The organism is Lacunimicrobium album (assembly GCF_052161635.1).
Lineage (GTDB): Bacteria > Planctomycetota > Planctomycetia > Planctomycetales > Planctomycetaceae > SXPC01.
Genome location: NZ_CP197413.1, coordinates 386,354 through 403,511, shown reverse-complemented (window position 1 = coordinate 403,511; position 17,158 = coordinate 386,354). Strand labels below are relative to the sequence as shown.

At 54.6% G+C, this 17,158-nt stretch carries 11 protein-coding genes; 7 read left to right on the top strand and 4 right to left on the bottom strand.

The genetic code is table 11. The features are described from left to right. Positions 1-51 precede the first annotated feature (51 nt). Both SH248x_RS01595 and SH248x_RS01590 read right to left on the bottom strand, forming a co-directional pair. Positions 52-201: a hypothetical protein gene (locus tag SH248x_RS01595; protein ID WP_459556763.1), complete on the bottom strand. Its 150-nt coding sequence runs from the start codon at positions 199-201 to the stop codon at positions 52-54. Positions 202-742: 541 nt separating this feature from the next. Next, a complete protein-coding gene (locus SH248x_RS01590) occupies positions 743-1,102 on the bottom strand; it encodes an integrase core domain-containing protein (RefSeq protein ID WP_459556762.1) in 360 nt (119 codons plus the stop codon). Positions 1,103-1,750: 648 nt separating this feature from the next. On the opposite strand from SH248x_RS01590, the gene SH248x_RS01585 reads away from it, so the two are divergent. The 7 genes from SH248x_RS01585 to SH248x_RS01555 all read left to right on the top strand — a co-directional run bounded on the left by SH248x_RS01585 (position 1,751) and on the right by SH248x_RS01555 (position 15,109). Further along, the gene (locus tag SH248x_RS01585; protein ID WP_459558564.1) at positions 1,751-3,442 is read left to right on the top strand and encodes a redoxin domain-containing protein; all 1,692 of its coding nucleotides are present in this window, start codon (positions 1,751-1,753) and stop codon (positions 3,440-3,442) included. Beyond that, positions 3,439-5,373 (top strand): tyrosinase family protein, encoded by a 1,935-nt coding sequence (locus SH248x_RS01580; protein ID WP_459556761.1) that lies wholly within the window; start codon positions 3,439-3,441, stop codon positions 5,371-5,373. The genes SH248x_RS01585 and SH248x_RS01580 overlap by 4 nt, the downstream gene beginning before the upstream one ends. A 45-nt stretch (positions 5,374-5,418) precedes the next feature. Then, the gene (locus tag SH248x_RS01575; protein WP_459556760.1) at positions 5,419-6,039 is read left to right on the top strand and encodes a DJ-1/PfpI family protein; all 621 of its coding nucleotides are present in this window, start codon (positions 5,419-5,421) and stop codon (positions 6,037-6,039) included. Between the two features lie 53 nt (positions 6,040-6,092). After that, entirely contained in the window at positions 6,093-8,465 is a 2,373-nt protein-coding gene (locus SH248x_RS01570) for a hypothetical protein (protein WP_459556759.1), read from the top strand. Between the two features lie 214 nt (positions 8,466-8,679). After that, positions 8,680-9,318, top strand: a complete 639-nt coding sequence (locus SH248x_RS01565; RefSeq protein WP_459556758.1) for a restriction endonuclease — start codon at positions 8,680-8,682, stop codon at positions 9,316-9,318. After that, a complete protein-coding gene (locus tag SH248x_RS01560; RefSeq protein WP_459556757.1) occupies positions 9,315-12,002 on the top strand; it encodes a PD-(D/E)XK nuclease family protein in 2,688 nt (895 codons plus the stop codon). Before SH248x_RS01565 ends, SH248x_RS01560 begins: the two co-directional genes overlap by 4 nt. Then, positions 11,999-15,109, top strand: a complete 3,111-nt coding sequence (locus SH248x_RS01555; RefSeq protein ID WP_459556756.1) for a UvrD-helicase domain-containing protein — start codon at positions 11,999-12,001, stop codon at positions 15,107-15,109. The genes SH248x_RS01560 and SH248x_RS01555 overlap by 4 nt, the downstream gene beginning before the upstream one ends. A 101-nt stretch (positions 15,110-15,210) precedes the next feature. On the opposite strand, the gene SH248x_RS01550 is transcribed toward SH248x_RS01555, so the two are convergent. Both SH248x_RS01550 and SH248x_RS01545 read right to left on the bottom strand, forming a co-directional pair. Beyond that, a complete protein-coding gene (locus tag SH248x_RS01550) occupies positions 15,211-16,275 on the bottom strand; it encodes an integrase core domain-containing protein (RefSeq protein WP_459556755.1) in 1,065 nt (354 codons plus the stop codon). A gap of 207 nt (positions 16,276-16,482) precedes the next feature. Beyond that, a complete protein-coding gene (locus tag SH248x_RS01545; protein ID WP_459556754.1) occupies positions 16,483-17,118 on the bottom strand; it encodes an SOS response-associated peptidase in 636 nt (211 codons plus the stop codon). Positions 17,119-17,158 lie beyond the last annotated feature (40 nt).

The window sequence follows — 17,158 nt, the reverse complement described above, 5'->3', positions numbered from 1 at the left end:
TTTTAGCACCAGCCGCTCCTAGTCCGCTCAGCCTTGATGTCGTGACCTTGCTCACGCAAGGGCAGCCACAATACGGGAAATCGTTAGGATTGAAACGCCGACGGTTTCGGCCAGAGCCGGCGTGGAATAATTGTCGGTGCCGATCAGCCGAAGGACGGTTTCAAGTCGCTGGTGAATCTCAAGGGTCTGCTGGTGAGGCATGGGCAAGCTCCATCATTTTCCCCTTGTCTATCCGGTGGTGATAAACATGTCAAGCGGCTCACGTTTAAGGGCTTACGGAACGGGAACGCGGACAGGCCGATGAGCAAGCCCGGGTGGAGAGCACCGCGAAATTCTGCGAAAGCTGGCTGGCCGGGTTATCTTGACCTGCCGTGGCCGTTGTCATGCCCGAGGTTCGAGGAAATGAACCTGCGAGAAGACGCCTGGACTTCTTCGTCCGACGCGAAGCGTTGTTTTACACCCGGTGTTGAGGTTGAAGATAGATCACTGACTCCAGCGATTCGATGGACTTGCTGATCACATAAGGGCGGAGCGGATGATTGTCTGCATAATTTCGACGTCGGTCTTTTGACGACTCCGGGATCTTCTGTTTCAAAGTGCAAATGTCAAACAGCATTTCCGTGCGAAGCAGAGAAGGTCACTTCTGAGTGTGATTTTGCCAGAATTCTGAAGATACGCAGCTCCGGAAGAACAATGCTGCGTACGCATGGGTATTCAGAACGGAGAACTTGCTCGTCGAGTTTTAGGCCGCCTTCCGCTCAAATGACTTCACCAGCCCACCCACGTACGATCGGACAACAATCTCATCACGATCTACCGTCATAACTTCTTCAGGCACAGTCGCCAGCGGTGGAAGGTGATCCCGTTCCGTGTGTGATCGACGCGTGTTGTAATACGCGGTAAAATCTGACATCAAATGATCGAGATGCCGTTTTCCGAAGATGATGAACTTCTTCAGGCACTCATGCTTCAATGTGAAGATGACACGCTCACAACGTCCATTCAGATTCGGCGATGCCTTAGGTAAAGGATTGTGCGCCACGCCCTTTGACTTTAGTTTATTCACAAACTCCTGCGTAAACTTCGTATCCCGATCATGCATGACGATGGTGGGCTTCTCATCGCGTTACAGTGTTTGACTGAGAAAAGTCTCAGTCTGTTCAGCCACCCAGGCGGAATTCGGATGGGCTGTCGAGCCGAAACGCGAGTCGTGATTCTACGCTTAGATCATGCAGACACGCTGCGCTTTCTATTCGCATCGATTCGGCAAAGCTCCAAGCTCCGTACACTGTGTACTAGACAACACTCAAATCATTCAGGCTTGCAATAGTTGCAAAAACCTCGCAACCGATGTACAGTGCACAAAGGACAGTGATCACGTCTGCAGTCTGGTCACAATGTCAGTCAACAGACTGCCGATTCGCAGTAAATTTATAGGCAGCACCCCATGTCAGTGCATAGTGTCGTGCTTCAGTATGCCGCATTATTTGGACTTGGCCTCGGCACTCTCGTGGCCACGGAGCCCGGTACTTCGAAAAGCTACTCCCAACAAGACAGAGAGCAGGCGCTGCAGAGGGACGTGTCGTTCGTGAGTCCACCGGAGGTGAAAGCGGGGGGCAAATATACGACTGCGGATCTTCATGTCGTAGAAGTCGTGAACACATTCAATGGCATACCCCTGCGGCACCGCTCGTACGATTGTGGGCTAGTCGGACCAACGATCCGCATCCGGCCGGGTCAGATCTTGAAGGTGAATCTCCAAAACGACTTAGCTGAAGAACCGAATACTGGACATGATGCCAGTGGTCCGCATGCTTTCAATACTACGAATCTGCACACACACGGCTGGCACATTTCGCCCGAGAGTCCTGCCGACGATGTTTATCGCCAGATTGCCCCCGGTGATCGGTATTCGTACGAGTTCCAGCTCTCGGCCAAGCATCCCGCAGGAACGTTTTGGTATCACCCACACAAGCACGGTTCAACCGCGTTGCAGTTGGCTAGCGGAATGAGCGGAGCGCTAATCGTTGAGGGGGGGCTGGACGATATTCCCGAGATCCGAGCCGCTCAGGAGCAAATCATGGTCTTTCAACAATTCACGTATAAGGAATTGAAGGGAGAGCCGGCGGTCATTGACGTCGATGGTTTGTACGAAGGTGATGGAGACATCATTCAGGCAATCAACGGTATTGTGACACCGACCATCGTAATGCGCCCGGGCGAAATTCAACGTTGGCGAATAATTCACGCGGGCACATCCGAGGCGATGAGACTTGACGCCGAAGGTGTCAGCTTTTGGGAGATTGCAGTTGATGGACTGGCTACCGGACGAAAAGTGGAGATGAACTCGCTCCGACTTTACCCGGGTTATCGCACGGACGTCCTCGTTCAGGCTCCACTTAAGCCGGGTGTCCGGCTCGTTTACACGCGATTGCGTGAAAGTCGTGAGGCCCTGAGTGAACGGCCGTTAGCACGCAGCGACGTGCTCCGAATTTTGGTGGAGGGCGAACCACTTCCGATGAAGTTCCCATCGGACAATGCCCTCCATCAAGTGGCGGCATTCACCGACACGGACGTTCCTACGGACGGAGAGATTGTCCGCACTCGTCAACTGACCTTCTCGCAAACACTGCCGCACACCTTTCTGATTGATGGGGTGCCGTTCAACGAGAACGACATCCGGCATCGACCTGTCGTTGGCACAGCGGAGGAGTGGGTGCTCACGAGTGCGAGTGGAACGCATCCATTCCATATCCACGTCAATCCGTTTGCCATAAAACCGAGCATCGAGGGACAACCTTGGGTTTGGAGAGACACCATTGTCGTCGAGCGCAATCGGCCGGTGACGATTCGTATGAGGTTCAATGAGCACACTGGCAAGACCGTACTACATTGCCACAACCTCACGCACGAAGACTGGGGAATGATGCAAGCGATTCAGATTGAACCCGCCATCTCGTCGGCGAGCGAAGAGCAGAGTACGTCGGCTACAGGCGAAACTGCTCCAGCTTGGGAGGCGCGTGATCAGCAAGGGACAACTTTGCGGAGTGCTGACCGGGCGGGACAGACTCAGTTGGTCGTGTTCCATCGCGGAATGAATTGCCTGCACTGCGCCGCACAGCTCCAAACGCTGCGAGACCAACATACTGTGTTGCAGCGGGCTGGGCTGCAAGTTGTCACGATTAGCCCGTACCTACCGGAAGACTCCGCAGACATCAAGACGCTAATGCAGTTTCCGTTTCCGGTGTTGGTCGATCCGGAGTTGGTCAGCTTTCGCCGCTACGGTTGCCTGGACGCTGAAGGCGAACCGCTGCACGGTCTTTTTGTCGTGGACCGCAACAATCGGCTCAAGTTCAAACGTATCACTGAAACGGCCATTGAAGACCCCGTGCGTCTGGTGTTGGAAGGCCTGAACCTGCAACCGAAAGGAGATTCGCAATGATGCTTCAACTTCGTCTTTGGATCACATTCATTGGACTGCTTGTCGCTGTGGCGCCGACCTGTGTCGTCGCACGTGATGTGACGATTAGAATCGTCGGTCAAGGGGCGAATGCAAGGTACATCGAAGAGGCGTCGGGGGTGACGCAGCAACTCCCCGTCAAGGTAGCGATTGGGGACAAGATTACTTGGAAGAATGAAGGAAACCGAACTCACACAGCCACCGCAGAGACTTCAAATAGCGAAATGCTTTTTGACACCGACAATATCGATCCAGGCGATTCTAGCGCTCCGGTTGAAATGACGAAGGAGATTTTCACTAAGGCTGGGGGAAAGCCGGGTCTGCCGAAGGAGATACGTTACATCTGCTCAATCCACGATCCGCCGATGTTTTCGACAATAATCCTGTCAGAACTGGCCGAAGAATCCCGCCAAAGTCAACGCCGCTCGCGTGAAGATCGTGAAAAAGCTGAAGAAACAAGCGTGCGAGTACGGCGCGACATTACAAAACTTTCTGACGCCGAACTGACGGCTTATCGCGACGCTTGGCGCTCACTGCAAGCCAGCGGTGAGTACTCCTCTATCGCCGGTTACCATGGGTGCCCCGACTATTTCTGCCACGATCCGCGCGAGCACAACATCTTCTTGCCGTGGCATCGAGAGTATCTGCTGAGGCTGGAAGCCGCGCTTGGCGAGCCACTTCACTATTGGGACTGGACGTCGGAGCAGTCGCAGACCTCCGGGATCCCACATGCATTCCTCGATCGGACGTATATCGCGGGTGATGGAACGACACAGGCAAATCCACTGTTGGCTTTTCGCTTCCGCTGTCCTTCCAGTGGTCCTTCACAAACGACGACGCGATCAACCGATCCGCCTAGTCAACTCGGGCAACGAGCACGGGAGGTCAATACTGCATATCGATCGAGAAGCTACAGCTCAGTAAACGCGGCTATCGAGAGCCCGCCGCACAATTCTCTGCACGGCTGGGTTGGTGGCCAAATGGCAGCCACAACATACGCTGCGTATGATCCTGTGTTCTGGGCGCACCACTCTAACGTTGATCGTCAGTGGGCGAGTTGGCAAATCGCTGGCGGTGCTGATCCTACGCCGACTGAGCTTCGACTACCGCTGCGAGGATTTGCCGGCAAAACGGTGAACGATGTCAAGACGATCTCGTCTTTGGGGTACGCTTATGATCGCTACGACCGAATGCCTACACGCGAACCGGATCAGGAGTTCCAGTTGGCTCTTGGCGACGGAGAACTCGAAGGCATGACCAATGGAGTAGGGAAGACGTTCCAGATCAGTAAGGAAAACTTCGAGGCCGCAGCGGATGGTTCGGGATCGGGACCACTCAGTCTGTATGTTACGGGACTTCCGGCACATCCAGCCGACTCGTTCTACGTGTACGTCTTCGTAAATCAGCCAGACGCCACCCCTGCCGACGCGACGCCAGAGAACGCTAGCTTTGCGGGCACGTTTGCGGTGTTTGGCGGGCTCCACGGCGGTGGACAGCCGGCGGCAGTCCACGAGCCTGCAGGCCCGCAACGGGTGATGGAACTGTTTGGGAATCAGTCGGGCCGATTACGAATGTCGATCTCGACAGTTACACTCGTGGTAACAGACAGCACGAAAACGATTGTGGCCCACGAGGACATTCCGTTTGATGGTGTAAGGCTCGAGCGTGAAGCCGCAGCAGCCACTGAATCGGAGGCGACCGACACTCCCGACAGCGGCAAGCTTTTCGTTGGCACCTCGAACCGCGAGTCCTATGACGAGGCCTATCAGAACGCCGTCAATGATGCGCAAGAAAAGCTTGGCGGTGGGGCGGATCGGCTGGTCCACATCAAGGTGGTCTCAGTCACCGGCGAACGTGGTGGCATTACTGGCCGCCGATCTTTGACCGTGACAATCCGTGCGTGGCTGAAATAGCCTCCGATCGGCATCTTTCGGGTCCAAACCACCAGGGATCTCACCATGCTCCGTCTCGTCTGCCTGTTGTATGACGACGTCGAGTCGCTAGATGTCGTCGGACCATACGATGTGTTCAGCATGGCTAATGTCGTCAACGGGTCGCCACTGTTCTTGCTGACAACCGTCAGTGAGAACAGTGGATTGATTCGCTGCCTGGGAGGACTGGGGATCACGGCAGACCACCAAATCGGTTCGTTGCAGTTGGGAGGCGACGACATTCTGTTGGTGCCCGGTGCTCCCCCCTCAGTGATCGGGCAGTTTCCCAAACGTTATCCAGCAACAGTCCGCTGGTTGCAGACCCAATCTCCGCGCTGCCGTGTCGTCGCTTCGGTTTGCTTTGGCGCGTTGATCCTCGGTCAATCGCAACTTCTGGCACGACATCGCGTTACCACCCATCACCAGGCGCTAGCCGCGCTGAAGCAGATCGAACCTAACGCTCAAATCATCCCCGGTGCACGCTATGTCGACGCACGTCCCGAGGCCAATATTGCGTCATCCGCTGGAGTTTCTTCCGGCATCGATCTGGCATTCTACCTGCTGCGGGAACTTGCAGGGGACGCCGTCGCGGTCCGCACATCGCAAATCATGGAATACAACCACACCACAAATTTCGCGCCGCGGTGAATTCGTTTGCCGCTGAACCCGGAGTCAATCTCACTCGAAATGCGGAGAGCCGTATGTTTCGTCATTTGCGTGTTAAGCTGGCACTGATTTGTTGGGTATCATTCGGCAGTTTCTTCGGCAGCACTTCAAGCAGACTACTTGCGCAGCCGCCGTTAGAGGCCCAAACGCCAATTAGTGTACAAACTCATGATGGAAGTTTCTCTGGGCGCTGGGTGGATTCAGGCAGCGAACGTTGGATCGGCATCCAATTGGAGGGCGATTCAGTGACAACATGGATTCCCGTCGACGCGATCGTGACGGTGAGGTCGTTTCCGGGAGGAGAGCAGCCGCCTCTTGCAATTAAAGCCCCCGAATTCCGACGACGATCAAAGTCCGTTGCCAAGGAACCAGGATTGGAACCAATTCCACAAGCTGTAAGAGAGTTGCACGTGGATGTTTCTGACGACCACGCTCCAGCCGAGATCCGGATTGAGGTCGGCGGAGTCGATGTTGCATCCGAGTGGCGAATCGAAGTCGCGGCGAGAGTCGATCTACCTGAAGCAACCCTAGAAGTCGTGTTGCTTGGAGGAGTCAACACGGAGCGACTACCAGGCTTTATTCGCGCCCGCCCTCGCCAGGACACCATGCTGCGGTTGCCAGCTCGGGCAGCATTCTCGGTTCCGATTCCTGCGCTAGCTGCCGGTCAGACGCGAACTTTCAAGCTCCCAGTGTCTACGGCCTCAGGCGAACCCTGTGGACTGCTCGCCACGCTCTCAAACGCACTCCCAGCTCATGGAGAACCAGCGATGGTGGGACCGGTTACCCTTTATGAATCAAGTTATGCGCTTTGGCAGGTCGACGAGCGCGGCCTCAGTCGGGGCAACTCATTGTTGGATGTTCGGATCGAATCGCTCCTCAAGCGATCTCAGTTTCAGGAGGCGGCGGACACGGTCGACAAGACGATTGATCGTCTCCGTCGTGCCGGAGCCGCCAAGCATACGCGACTGGATCATGTGCTGGACCTGTCGGTGCTTGAGGCTCGGGGAGCCTCGGCAGTTCGCGATGCTACAAATGATGCCGCACCACAGGTGACAGTTCGCGGCGTTATTCGCTTCACCGACGTAGCTGGCACCACGCATCCCGTACCGCACGTGCGTGTCGAATTGTGGGACGAAAACCTAATAAACGATACGCTTGTCGCGCATGCACAAACCGACGCAAATGGTCACTACGAGTTCATCGTTCCAATCGTTCCCCCAGACCTTCCGGACCTGTATGTGCTTGCCCGCGCCGAGAATGATCGGGTCAGGGTCCGCGAATTTGATCTCGATCGTACTTGGGCAATTGACTCACTACCGGCTCACGCCGACGTTCCCGCCAACACCACCCTCACTATTGATCTGACGGCCAGTAACGATGAAATCAACCTCCCCTCGAATGCCGCTTTCGAAGTATTTGCGGCCACGGACGCGATTGGACGTTACGTGGTGGGCTTAGGACAGCCGCAGCCACGGCGGCTCACCGTGCAATACCCCCGCCCAGGTGATGCATCCGATTACCTCAACGACGTCATTCGGCTAGGAGGCACTGACGCGCACGATTGGGATAACATACATCACGAGTACGGGCATCACTTGCAAGCAGTGTTCGGCATGGCCAATTCTCCGGGCGGTCCACACTTACTAGCCGAGAATCTGTGCAATTCCGGTGGAAAGAGCCACGGAGTAAGGCTGGCCTGGGGCGAAGCTTGGCCGACTTTCTTCTCAATCATGATGCACCGCGACAAGAATCTGTCGATTCTAGGCATCCCGAATCTGGGTGACACACGTTATACCGACACTAAGCCAAATGGTGTGCACTTGGAGTATGACTTGGAGTCCGCTATCGGCGGAGGCGGCTTTGGCGAAGGCAATGAAGTCGCCGTACAGCGCGTTCTGTGGGACTGTTATGACGCCGGGGGGACGGAACGAGAAATGTTGGCGTTGCCGCCCGCAGCTTTACTGCAATTGGCGATTTCGACACATCCTTCTGAGATGTCGACATTTATCGCAGCTTTGTCCAATACACTTTCGAGCACAGAGCGGCAGCAGCTTGGCATGATCTGCACAGAGCAGGAGCTCTCGCCAACTCTGCAGTCGCCTGCTGACGGTTTTACATATTCAGGCGGTTTGTTACCGACGTTTGCTTGGAGCATGCACACGGGATGCAGCATCGCAGGAACGCAACGGTTTAGAGTTCGAGTTTTCGATTCCGCTAACGTCGAGCGCTGGCGTTCACCCCTCCTGCAGTCTCTGAGTATGACACCAACACCAAATGACCTCCAACAGATCTTTGGTGGCCCCGATGGAGAATTGTTTTGGAGCGTTGACGTTGAAGATGCGAATGCTCCTGCAACGGGACCGTATCAAAGCGAGTCTCACCGACTTGTCGACGCATTCACTCCTTGAAACCAACGGGCAAGTGTATTGTTTCCATTTGATCTCGCGCTTTCCAAAATATGCACTAATGTAAAGTACGTGCCGGACAAGCAGTTCCATCGGTTTTCGACAACTGCATAGTGCAATCACGAATACTTTCTGAGTCAGATGTGCACGCTTCAACCAGTAAAATGCTGCCAGTTTGCTTCAGATAAAACTTCATTGCTCGCGAAGGTGATTCCCTATGCAAAGGCTTTTCAATCTGACGGACATTCTTGCGTTTCTCCAATGGGAAATTGAACTGACTCGGGGCACTCTGGTGGAAATCCTGAAAGAATTAGTCAGGCTCGTTGAATTCAAAATCAATCCGCAGGCATTCATGACCGAATCCTTGAAGCTCATTGACCGGACTCTGAACGAACTGGTTATTGACCGGATCAATTATGAGAAGCTGGAAGGCCAGGTCTACGAGATGCGACTCTTCGAGGAGAAGGAGGTCGAAGAGTATATGAGCCGGTCGAACGAACTGCAGATAAACTACGATCGCACGCCATATGACTTCATCCCGTTTGATTCCGGGGTTGAAAAGGGCATCGCGGAGAAGCTCGATTCCAGCGAGGCCGTTAAATTCTTCTCCAAACTCTCCGGTTGGTTCAAGATCGCGACGCCCCTAGGCAACTACAACCCCGACTGGGCCGTCGTGCTGGAGCGAGACACCAAGTTGTACCTCGTCCGCGAAACCAGAGACACCCACGATCGTGACAAACGCCGCGACATCGAGAACCGCAAAATCGACTGCGGCCGCGCCCACTTCGATGCACTGGGCGTCGATTACGAAGTCGCGACGAACGTTCAGGAAGTGCTTACACCGAGGGCCAAATGATGATTCAGCCAACTCGCCTGCTCATTCGGCTCACGCCCGGCCCCTTACGGCCGAAGCTCGGAGTCTCGACACTCAATGAATTGCGTGGCGGTCCGGAGACGTTGTTGCGATGGCTGGAAACGCAGTTGGGACTTCCTTCCGTAGAGAATCATCGTGCAAGCTGCGTCACTGAATACGCGTCCGCACTGGATTCCATAACGGACTCGGTCATCTCGAAAAGCATGGCCAACGATCGATGGGCTACGGCTTGCGAGTTGCTTTCCCGCCGCGATGAATTGCTGCTCAGCGGATGGGACCAAGCCGAATTAGAGGGTCTTCCCGATGTCGTGCGGGAAATGGCACGTGCCGCGAACGGACGCAGGTTTGTCTTTCCCAGTGCGTCAGAGCGGATTAGCAGGATTGTCGATGCTCTGGAAGACGGGCAGCAGCTTCCTGATCACGTTTGTATCTTGGCTGACGGTGCCGACCGCTGGCCGAAACGATGGCAAGCGGTGCTCTCCAAAATGAATCTGGAGGCGTTCACCGAAGTACCATCGGCTGCCGCCGACGGTACTGCTCTACGATATGCACAGAGTGTCGTGCGTGGGGAGCAGGCATCAAAAGTTGAGCCGGATCCCAGTCTTCGGTACGTCCACACGCTCAGTCAGACAGCGGCGGTCGAATTCGTAGCCGCAACCCTCGCTCACAAGCGCGATCAATTGGAACGGACGGTCATTCTCTGCGAAGACGATCAATTGGCGATGCAGCTCGACGCATGTCTAATGCGGTACGGATTGCCGACGATGGGTGCATCGGCATGTTCTCCTGCGCATCCGGTCTTGCAGGTCTTGCCGCTGAGTCTTCTTCTCTGCTGGCAGCCGGTCGATCCGCAATGCCTGCTCGACTTTCTGACTTTGCCGGTGGGACCAATCCCACGTCGAGCCGCAACCGCGTTAGCCAATGCGTTGACTGTTGAGCCTGGGCTCGGCAGCAGTGAATGGCAGGCAAGTTTTGAAGCGATTTGTTCGGCCGAGAACGATCTGGACGGAAAGCTCCGGGAACGGCTCGAAGAATGGCTGTTCTGCAATCGCGTGAATCAGAACAGTGCCATTTCGACCAAGCTGGTTCGCAATCGATGTGCCTCCGTGTCACAGTGGGCCACTGGTCTCGCAATCGTCATGGAGGCCGAAGAAGAGCCGCAGTTGCTGTTGCTACACGCTCTTCGCGTTGCCGCTGGTCAGGCAGCTCTACTCGGCGAACTGGCGCAAAGTCAGGGGAGCGAATTGAGTGAGCCTCAGTTGTCGCGACTGATCGAAGAAGCGTTATCGACAGGTGTGGAAGCTATAGGAGCGATCGAGGCCGCCGGTGGCCCGATTCGCGTTCGTTCGCTCTCCGAGATTGTCGATTCGTGTTACCGAGTGATTTGGCTCGGGTTGGGCACAGGCGACGCTTCCGCTTGTCGTTGGTCTACTGATCAACTGGAATCGCTTCGAATTCTGGGTATCGAAGTCGACGACGGAACCAAGTCACTGACGTCACTCCGTATCGCCGAGGCTCGCGGACTTTGTCATGTCGAAAACTCGTTGCTTGCCATTTTGCTGCCTCAAGACATGGAAAAGCGATGGCATCCGGTTTGGCTGGCCATAAGGACGATACTAGTCTCCGGAGCATTGGAGCACACACCAGTGCTGGAGAACCTCATTGTGCGTGACCTTGTTTCATCGCTCGAACCCTTTACGTTTGCGACTGAGTCGGCCGAAGTTAAACCGCCTCAACCCCTTCGTCCGGTCTGGTCTGTCGATCCTGCGTTGTTGAGTGATCGTGACACCGTTTCGGCAACCGAGTTGGAAGACCGCCTGGCTTGCCCTCTTAAGTGGGTGTTGCGACACAGGGCCAATCTCCGTCCAAGTTCGATCGCCCAACTCCCGGATGATTACCGACTAAAAGGCAGCTTCTGTCATAAGATCCTGGAGTACGCCTTCAACGATGGCGGAGAGTTGCCACCGGTCGAAGAAGCTGTGGCACAAGTTGAACGACTGTTCGATGAGCGACTTGAATTGGATGCCGCACCGCTGGCTCAGTCTGACAAGTACCGCGAGCGACAGTCACTCCGAAGAGAATTGGCTCATGCCACACGAGTCCTGATTGGTACGCTTGCAAGCGGCGGATATCGCGTCAAAGGCATCGAAGTTGAAGTTCAGGGCGAAGCTTTTGGCAAGCCTCTCGTAGGATCAATCGATTGTCTGATTGAGCATGTAGACGGCAACGAAGGCATCATCGACTTCAAATATGGTGGCAAGAAGTACGAGCGAATGATTGCGGATGGTAAATCCGTCCAGCTCGCTACCTATGCGTACAACAGGTCGATCGAAACAGGTCGTTTTCCTGCAGTCGCCTACCTGATACTGGCCGATGGCCTTCTCTTAACGCCATCAGGCGGGCCGATCAACGGTGATGGCAGCCGCACGGTCGTCGACGGACCAGGAATTCGCGCAGTGTGGGAACAATTCCAAGCCGCAATAACAGACACTGAAGAGTGGCTGACGACCGACGGTCAGATTCCGGCTCGACCGCTCCAGGGTTCAGACGATTGGCCCGCGGGCGCGACCATCGTCCTCGAAACGAACCTCAAGCCGAACGAAGTCCAAACTGTTTGCAAATACTGCGACTACCAACATCTTTGCGGGCTCAGGCAACTCACATGACAAACGTACTCGAAGTCGTCCGCGCAGGTGCCGGCTCTGGCAAAACCACGGATCTTTGCGACACCGTCGCGAAGGCAGTCGCCAGTGGTCTTGACCCAGCCCGAATTCTCGCGACCACTTTCACCAAACGGGCGGCTGCCGAGTTGAAGGGGCGGGTACAGGCAAAGCTACTCGAAGACAGCGGCCATGCACATGCAGATCGCTTGGAGTTAGCCGCGATCGGAACCGTTCACAGTGTCGCTCACCGTTTACTGCGTCGATATGCTGTTGAACTCGGATTGTCGCCTCGGCTGGAAGTATTTGAGCAGGGAACGGAGAGCGGACTGAGTGATCTGCTTGTAACAATTCCGGCGGCGCGATGGGACGCCTTGTCTCAGCATGCAGACCGATTGGGCGTGACGAATCTGCCAGGTCAGATTCTGTCTCTTCTTTCGGCAAAACGTGGCAACCGAATCGAGAATGAAGTATTCGGTAGTCAGTTGGCGGCAGGTGCCGACCGCGTCTGCGAGCTGCTTGCCCCAAATGGACCGGCGGCAGAAGCGTTACCCGTGACTCACCTGCATGCTCTTGCCGAAGTTGCCTTGGCGCAAATCGAGGCATTGGTTAACGACACCACCAATGACACGACAAAAGCCAAGCGGACTCTCCGTCGTATCACGTCGTCACACGGGGCGTTGTGGGCATCGTATATTGACGCGATGGCAATCAAAGCAGGCAAAAAGTCTGGAGCACACGGCTTGTTGGACCCGCTGCGATTGCACGCAGGAGACGTGCGGAGAAATCCCCAGCTACACGAGAATCTGAAAGAGTTCGCTCAGCTACTTGCGGAAGAGACGCTTGCTCTTGAGGTGGAGTACGACGCGTACAAAGCAGAACGGGGTTTGGTTGACTTTACCGATCTGGAAACGCTTTTGCTGACACTACTTGAGGACGAGTCGCTGAAATCAAGATTGTCGATGGATTATGACCTTGTCCTCGTTGATGAGTTTCAGGACACCAACCCGCTTCAACTGGCGATATTTCAATGTTTGCGAACGATTGCCCCCAGAAACCGTTGGGTCGGCGACGCACGTCAGGCCATTTACGGATTCAGGGATACTGATCCGCGTTTGGTTTCGGAAGTTTGGGATCGAGTGCCCGAAAAGTTTCGGACCACACTGCCGAACAATCATCGAAGCCAGAAAGGTCTGGTAGAGCTTGTCGGTGAATTATTTGCACCGCACTTTGACGAAGATCCTCGCCAACAACCGCAGAAACCTGCCGCGACAAGAGGAATTGAACGATGGCTCTTCGGTTCAACGAATAGTCAGAATGACGCATTGTCCCTTGGGTGTGGCCTCGCTCAGTTGCACAACGAGGGCATCCGCTTCGGAGACATCGCAGTTTTGGAGCGTGGCAACGCCCAGTTGAAAGCGCTGGCAACTGGGTTAGATGAACTCGGGATTCCGTACCTTATTGAGAGTCCGGGACTATTCTCAACGCGGGAAGGCGAACTTCTCCTTGCCGGTCTTCGATTGGTTGCCAATCGGAATGATTCGCTTGCAGCGGCAACGGTTCTCCATCTTTCCACTGATCCGAACGAAACGACTCCAAAATGGCTTTCCGATCGTTTGCAATCGCTTTCCGACTCACAGATCGATCCGGAAACCGGTAAGCCGATATTTCGAATGCCGTGGCAAGAGCACGAACTTCTGCTTCCCCTTGAAGCGATCGACTTCCGCAGTCTCGCTCCCTCACTCGTCCTTCAGCAAGTCATCGAAGCACTGAGTTTGCCGAAACGAGTGCATGCCTGGGGAGACTCAATCCGTCGATGTTCAAATCTGGACTCGGCGACTCGCCATGCGCGAGACTACGAGGAAGTCGCCATTTTGGGAAGCGGCAGCGCAACGCTTTCTGGGCTGATTCTCTACTTTGAACAACTTGACGCAGACGAAAATGACCTGCGGTTTACTTCGCAAGGGCACGATGCCGTAACGTTGCTGACGTATCATGCAGCGAAAGGTCTTGAATGGCCGGTCGTCGTCTTGAGCGGACTGAATTCCGACCGTGATTCCAATATGTGGAAGCCGGTCGTACGCAGCCCGTCGTTCGAAGAAGATCCGTTATTGAATAGAGAAATCCGGCACTGGATCTGGCCCTTTGGAATGTCTGACGGACCATTTCCAAAAATCAAGAGCGGCAGCGGGCTTGAACTCGATGCTCTGGCGTCACCCGAAGGTCAGGAACAGACGGTTCGCGAGCGCGAAGAAAACCTGCGATTGCTCTACGTAGGCTTTACTCGCGCGAAAAGCAAACTCGTTCTCGCCCATCGAAATGGAAGTTGCCAATGGCTTAATACGCTGACCAATGCGGACAACTTGCTGGACCCTGGACTAGATCCCGGCGAACATCCGGTCAGTGGCATCGACACGACGCTTGTAATTCGACATCTCAGTCACGATGACGTCGACCAACACCGCTTTCAACAATCCACTGAACAGACATGGTTTGCCGCACCGGCCGCGACGAATGCCAATGTAAGTCCCGCACGATATCATTCACCCAGTATGGCTGCGGCGGTTGACGGGATTGTACTCATTTCGACATCACTTCCCGGCGATCAGTTCTTTCCAACCAAAGCAGATGAAGCAACGTACGCACGGATCGGAAATGCTGTTCACAGCTACATGGCTTCCCTTCCGTCTCTTCGTGTTGCAAATGACGAACTGAAAACCAAAGTGGTCGAACGCTGTCTCTCAGCATTTGGGATCACCGGTTTGGTTCCTGCTTCGGTCATTGTTTCTGCCGGACAACGGTTCGTTGCATGGGTTGATGCCAACTATCCGCAGGCAACATGGCATACGGAAAAGCCCGTCAGCGGTCCTCGATCTCAAGGAGGCCAGTGGACCGGAACAATCGACTTATTGCTGAAACTGCCGACCGGTGAAGTCGTGGTCATCGACCACAAGAGCGCACCAATCCGTCGCAATGCCTGTACCGGGAAAGCTGCAGCATATGCTGGTCAACTTGCCGCCTACGAAGAAATTCTCCGAGACGGTGGCGAGACAGTCAGTGGCAAGTGGATTCACTTCCCGCTTGCGGGCGTCGTAGTTCAACTTGACGTCTGATGTCAATGCCACAGTGGATGAACAGGCATTTGCGTGGTTCACTCGTCCGCGCGATTCAATTACAGTGATTCCTGTCGTTGACTCGCGATTGAGCACCAAAGCTATGCCGCCTTCCGCTCAAACGATCTCACAAGCCCGCCAACGTATGATCTGACGACGATCTCGTCACAATCAACTGTCAGGACTTCTTCAGGCATTACAGCCAACGGTGGCAGGTGATCCCGTTCCGTGTGGGAACGATGAGTGTTGTAATACGCAGTGAACTCAGTCATCAGGTGATCCAGATGTCGTTTGCCGAAGATGATGAACTTCTTCAGGCACTCATGCTTGAGCGTAAAGATGACACGCTCGCATCGTCCATTCAGGTTTGGTGAGGCCTTCGGTAACGCATTATGCTGCACACCTTTCTGCTTGAGCTTGGTGATAAACTCCTGTGTGAACTTCGTGTCTCGATCATGCATGACAATCGCTGGCTTCTCATCCCGCGATGTTGTCTGCTCCAAGAATGCGTCAGTTTGCTCAGCTACCCATGCTGAGTTCGGGTGGGCAGTGCAGGGCGACACCATCAACTCACGTGTCGTCATACACAACCAGACCATCACATACAGTTCCTGAAGTCCTTTCCTGGTCACAGTCTTTACACTAAAGAAGTCGACTGCCCATAGTGTTTTGGCGTGTCGATCAATGAAGTTCTGCCAAGAGTCTGTTGTTCGATTGGGCCCCGGCTGAATTCCTTCTTCTTTCAAGATGTTACGAACGGTCTGACGGCTGATCTTCTTAATGCCGAGCTTTCGAAGCTCGCCCAGGATGCGGGTGTACCCAAACGACGTCGACTTCGCGATCTGAATGACCAACTCACGAATCTCTTTAGGTTTGCGTCGTCCGCTGCTGGCTGACGAATTCCGTTTCTTCGTCTGACCAGCATCCCGTAGCCAACGGTAAAACGTCGACGGACTGACGATCGTCAACAACTCTTCAATGGCTCGTCCCAGAGGCTTGCCGAGCTTCAGCAGTCGCTCGCGTTCGTGAGGCTTCGTGTGGATCTGACCGGGAACACGACTCCGCAGGATCTTGTTCTCTTCCTTCAGGAACTCGACATACCGGGCGAGTTCGCGGTCAGTGACAGAGGCGATCAGAGCCAATAGTGGGTGGAAAATCAGTGACATTCGGGTATCGTCGTAAATGTGTAATCTGGAGCGGTGTTGCAGTTTGTTTGTACCGCGCCTTGGACTCGAAAACCGCGCAGTTTGGTGGCTGTTTTTGATAGTTTTTTGAAGCTGTTTTTGACGGTCGCTACAGTCGGAATCGAGCAAGATTCAGAGCCGATTTTTAACGACTTACGTCTACCGTTTTACTACCGGATAATGGGCCTACTACCGCGACAAAATGCGACGATTTGCAACGAAATGCGACAGTTTGCAACAGATTGCGAAAGTGATAAAATAAGCTAAGTTCTTTTCATTCCTGCCGTTGCAGTTTTTTGGGTACGCGGCCTTCGGAACCGAGGGATCATAGGCATTCTGTGGAATGATCACCGGCATGCGATCATGGTAGCCCGACGCTGCGCCGACGGATGATGTCGTGAAGATGCTGTAGCTCTCCACTATGGATTGATCTTCGGGATTCGTCCATCGTTCCCAGACGCCCGCAAAGACGAACGGCTCGTTGTCGGGGAAGCGAAAGTGGTAAGGCTGCTTATCACGCCATTCGTACCAACCATCAGTGAGCACCAGGCAACGTCTTTTCTTCAACGGAGCTTTGTAGCTTTTGGCGATCTCTTCGCTGCGGGCATTGATCATTTTAAAGCCGACTTTGACGTCCTTCGCCCAGGGGGGAACGAGCCCCCAGCGGAGTGGTTTGGCGTGGCGTTTCCCGTCGATCAGCCGGATGACGGGATTCATTTGCGAGGGGGCGATGTTGTAGCGAGGTGTCCAATCGGCGTCGCGAATGAAGTTAAAGATCTCCTGCAGCTGTTCGGCGGTTGCTCGTAAGGTGTAGCGGCCACACATGTTGCACCAATTACCATAAAATGAGTTGACGCCCGTGCAG

Coding starts and splice junctions, on each gene's coding strand:
- SH248x_RS01595 (WP_459556763.1), bottom strand. CDS start 201: ATGCCTCACCAGCAGACCCTTGAGATTCACCAGCGACTTGAAACCGTC.
- SH248x_RS01590 (WP_459556762.1), bottom strand. CDS start 1,102: ATGCATGATCGGGATACGAAGTTTACGCAGGAGTTTGTGAATAAACTA.
- SH248x_RS01580 (WP_459556761.1), top strand. CDS start 3,439: ATGATGCTTCAACTTCGTCTTTGGATCACATTCATTGGACTGCTTGTC.
- SH248x_RS01575 (WP_459556760.1), top strand. CDS start 5,419: ATGCTCCGTCTCGTCTGCCTGTTGTATGACGACGTCGAGTCGCTAGAT.
- SH248x_RS01570 (WP_459556759.1), top strand. CDS start 6,093: ATGTTTCGTCATTTGCGTGTTAAGCTGGCACTGATTTGTTGGGTATCA.
- SH248x_RS01565 (WP_459556758.1), top strand. CDS start 8,680: ATGCAAAGGCTTTTCAATCTGACGGACATTCTTGCGTTTCTCCAATGG.
- SH248x_RS01560 (WP_459556757.1), top strand. CDS start 9,315: ATGATGATTCAGCCAACTCGCCTGCTCATTCGGCTCACGCCCGGCCCC.
- SH248x_RS01555 (WP_459556756.1), top strand. CDS start 11,999: ATGACAAACGTACTCGAAGTCGTCCGCGCAGGTGCCGGCTCTGGCAAA.
- SH248x_RS01550 (WP_459556755.1), bottom strand. CDS start 16,275: ATGTCACTGATTTTCCACCCACTATTGGCTCTGATCGCCTCTGTCACT.
- SH248x_RS01545 (WP_459556754.1), bottom strand. CDS start 17,118: ATGTGTGGCCGCTACACCTTACGAGCAACCGCCGAACAGCTGCAGGAG.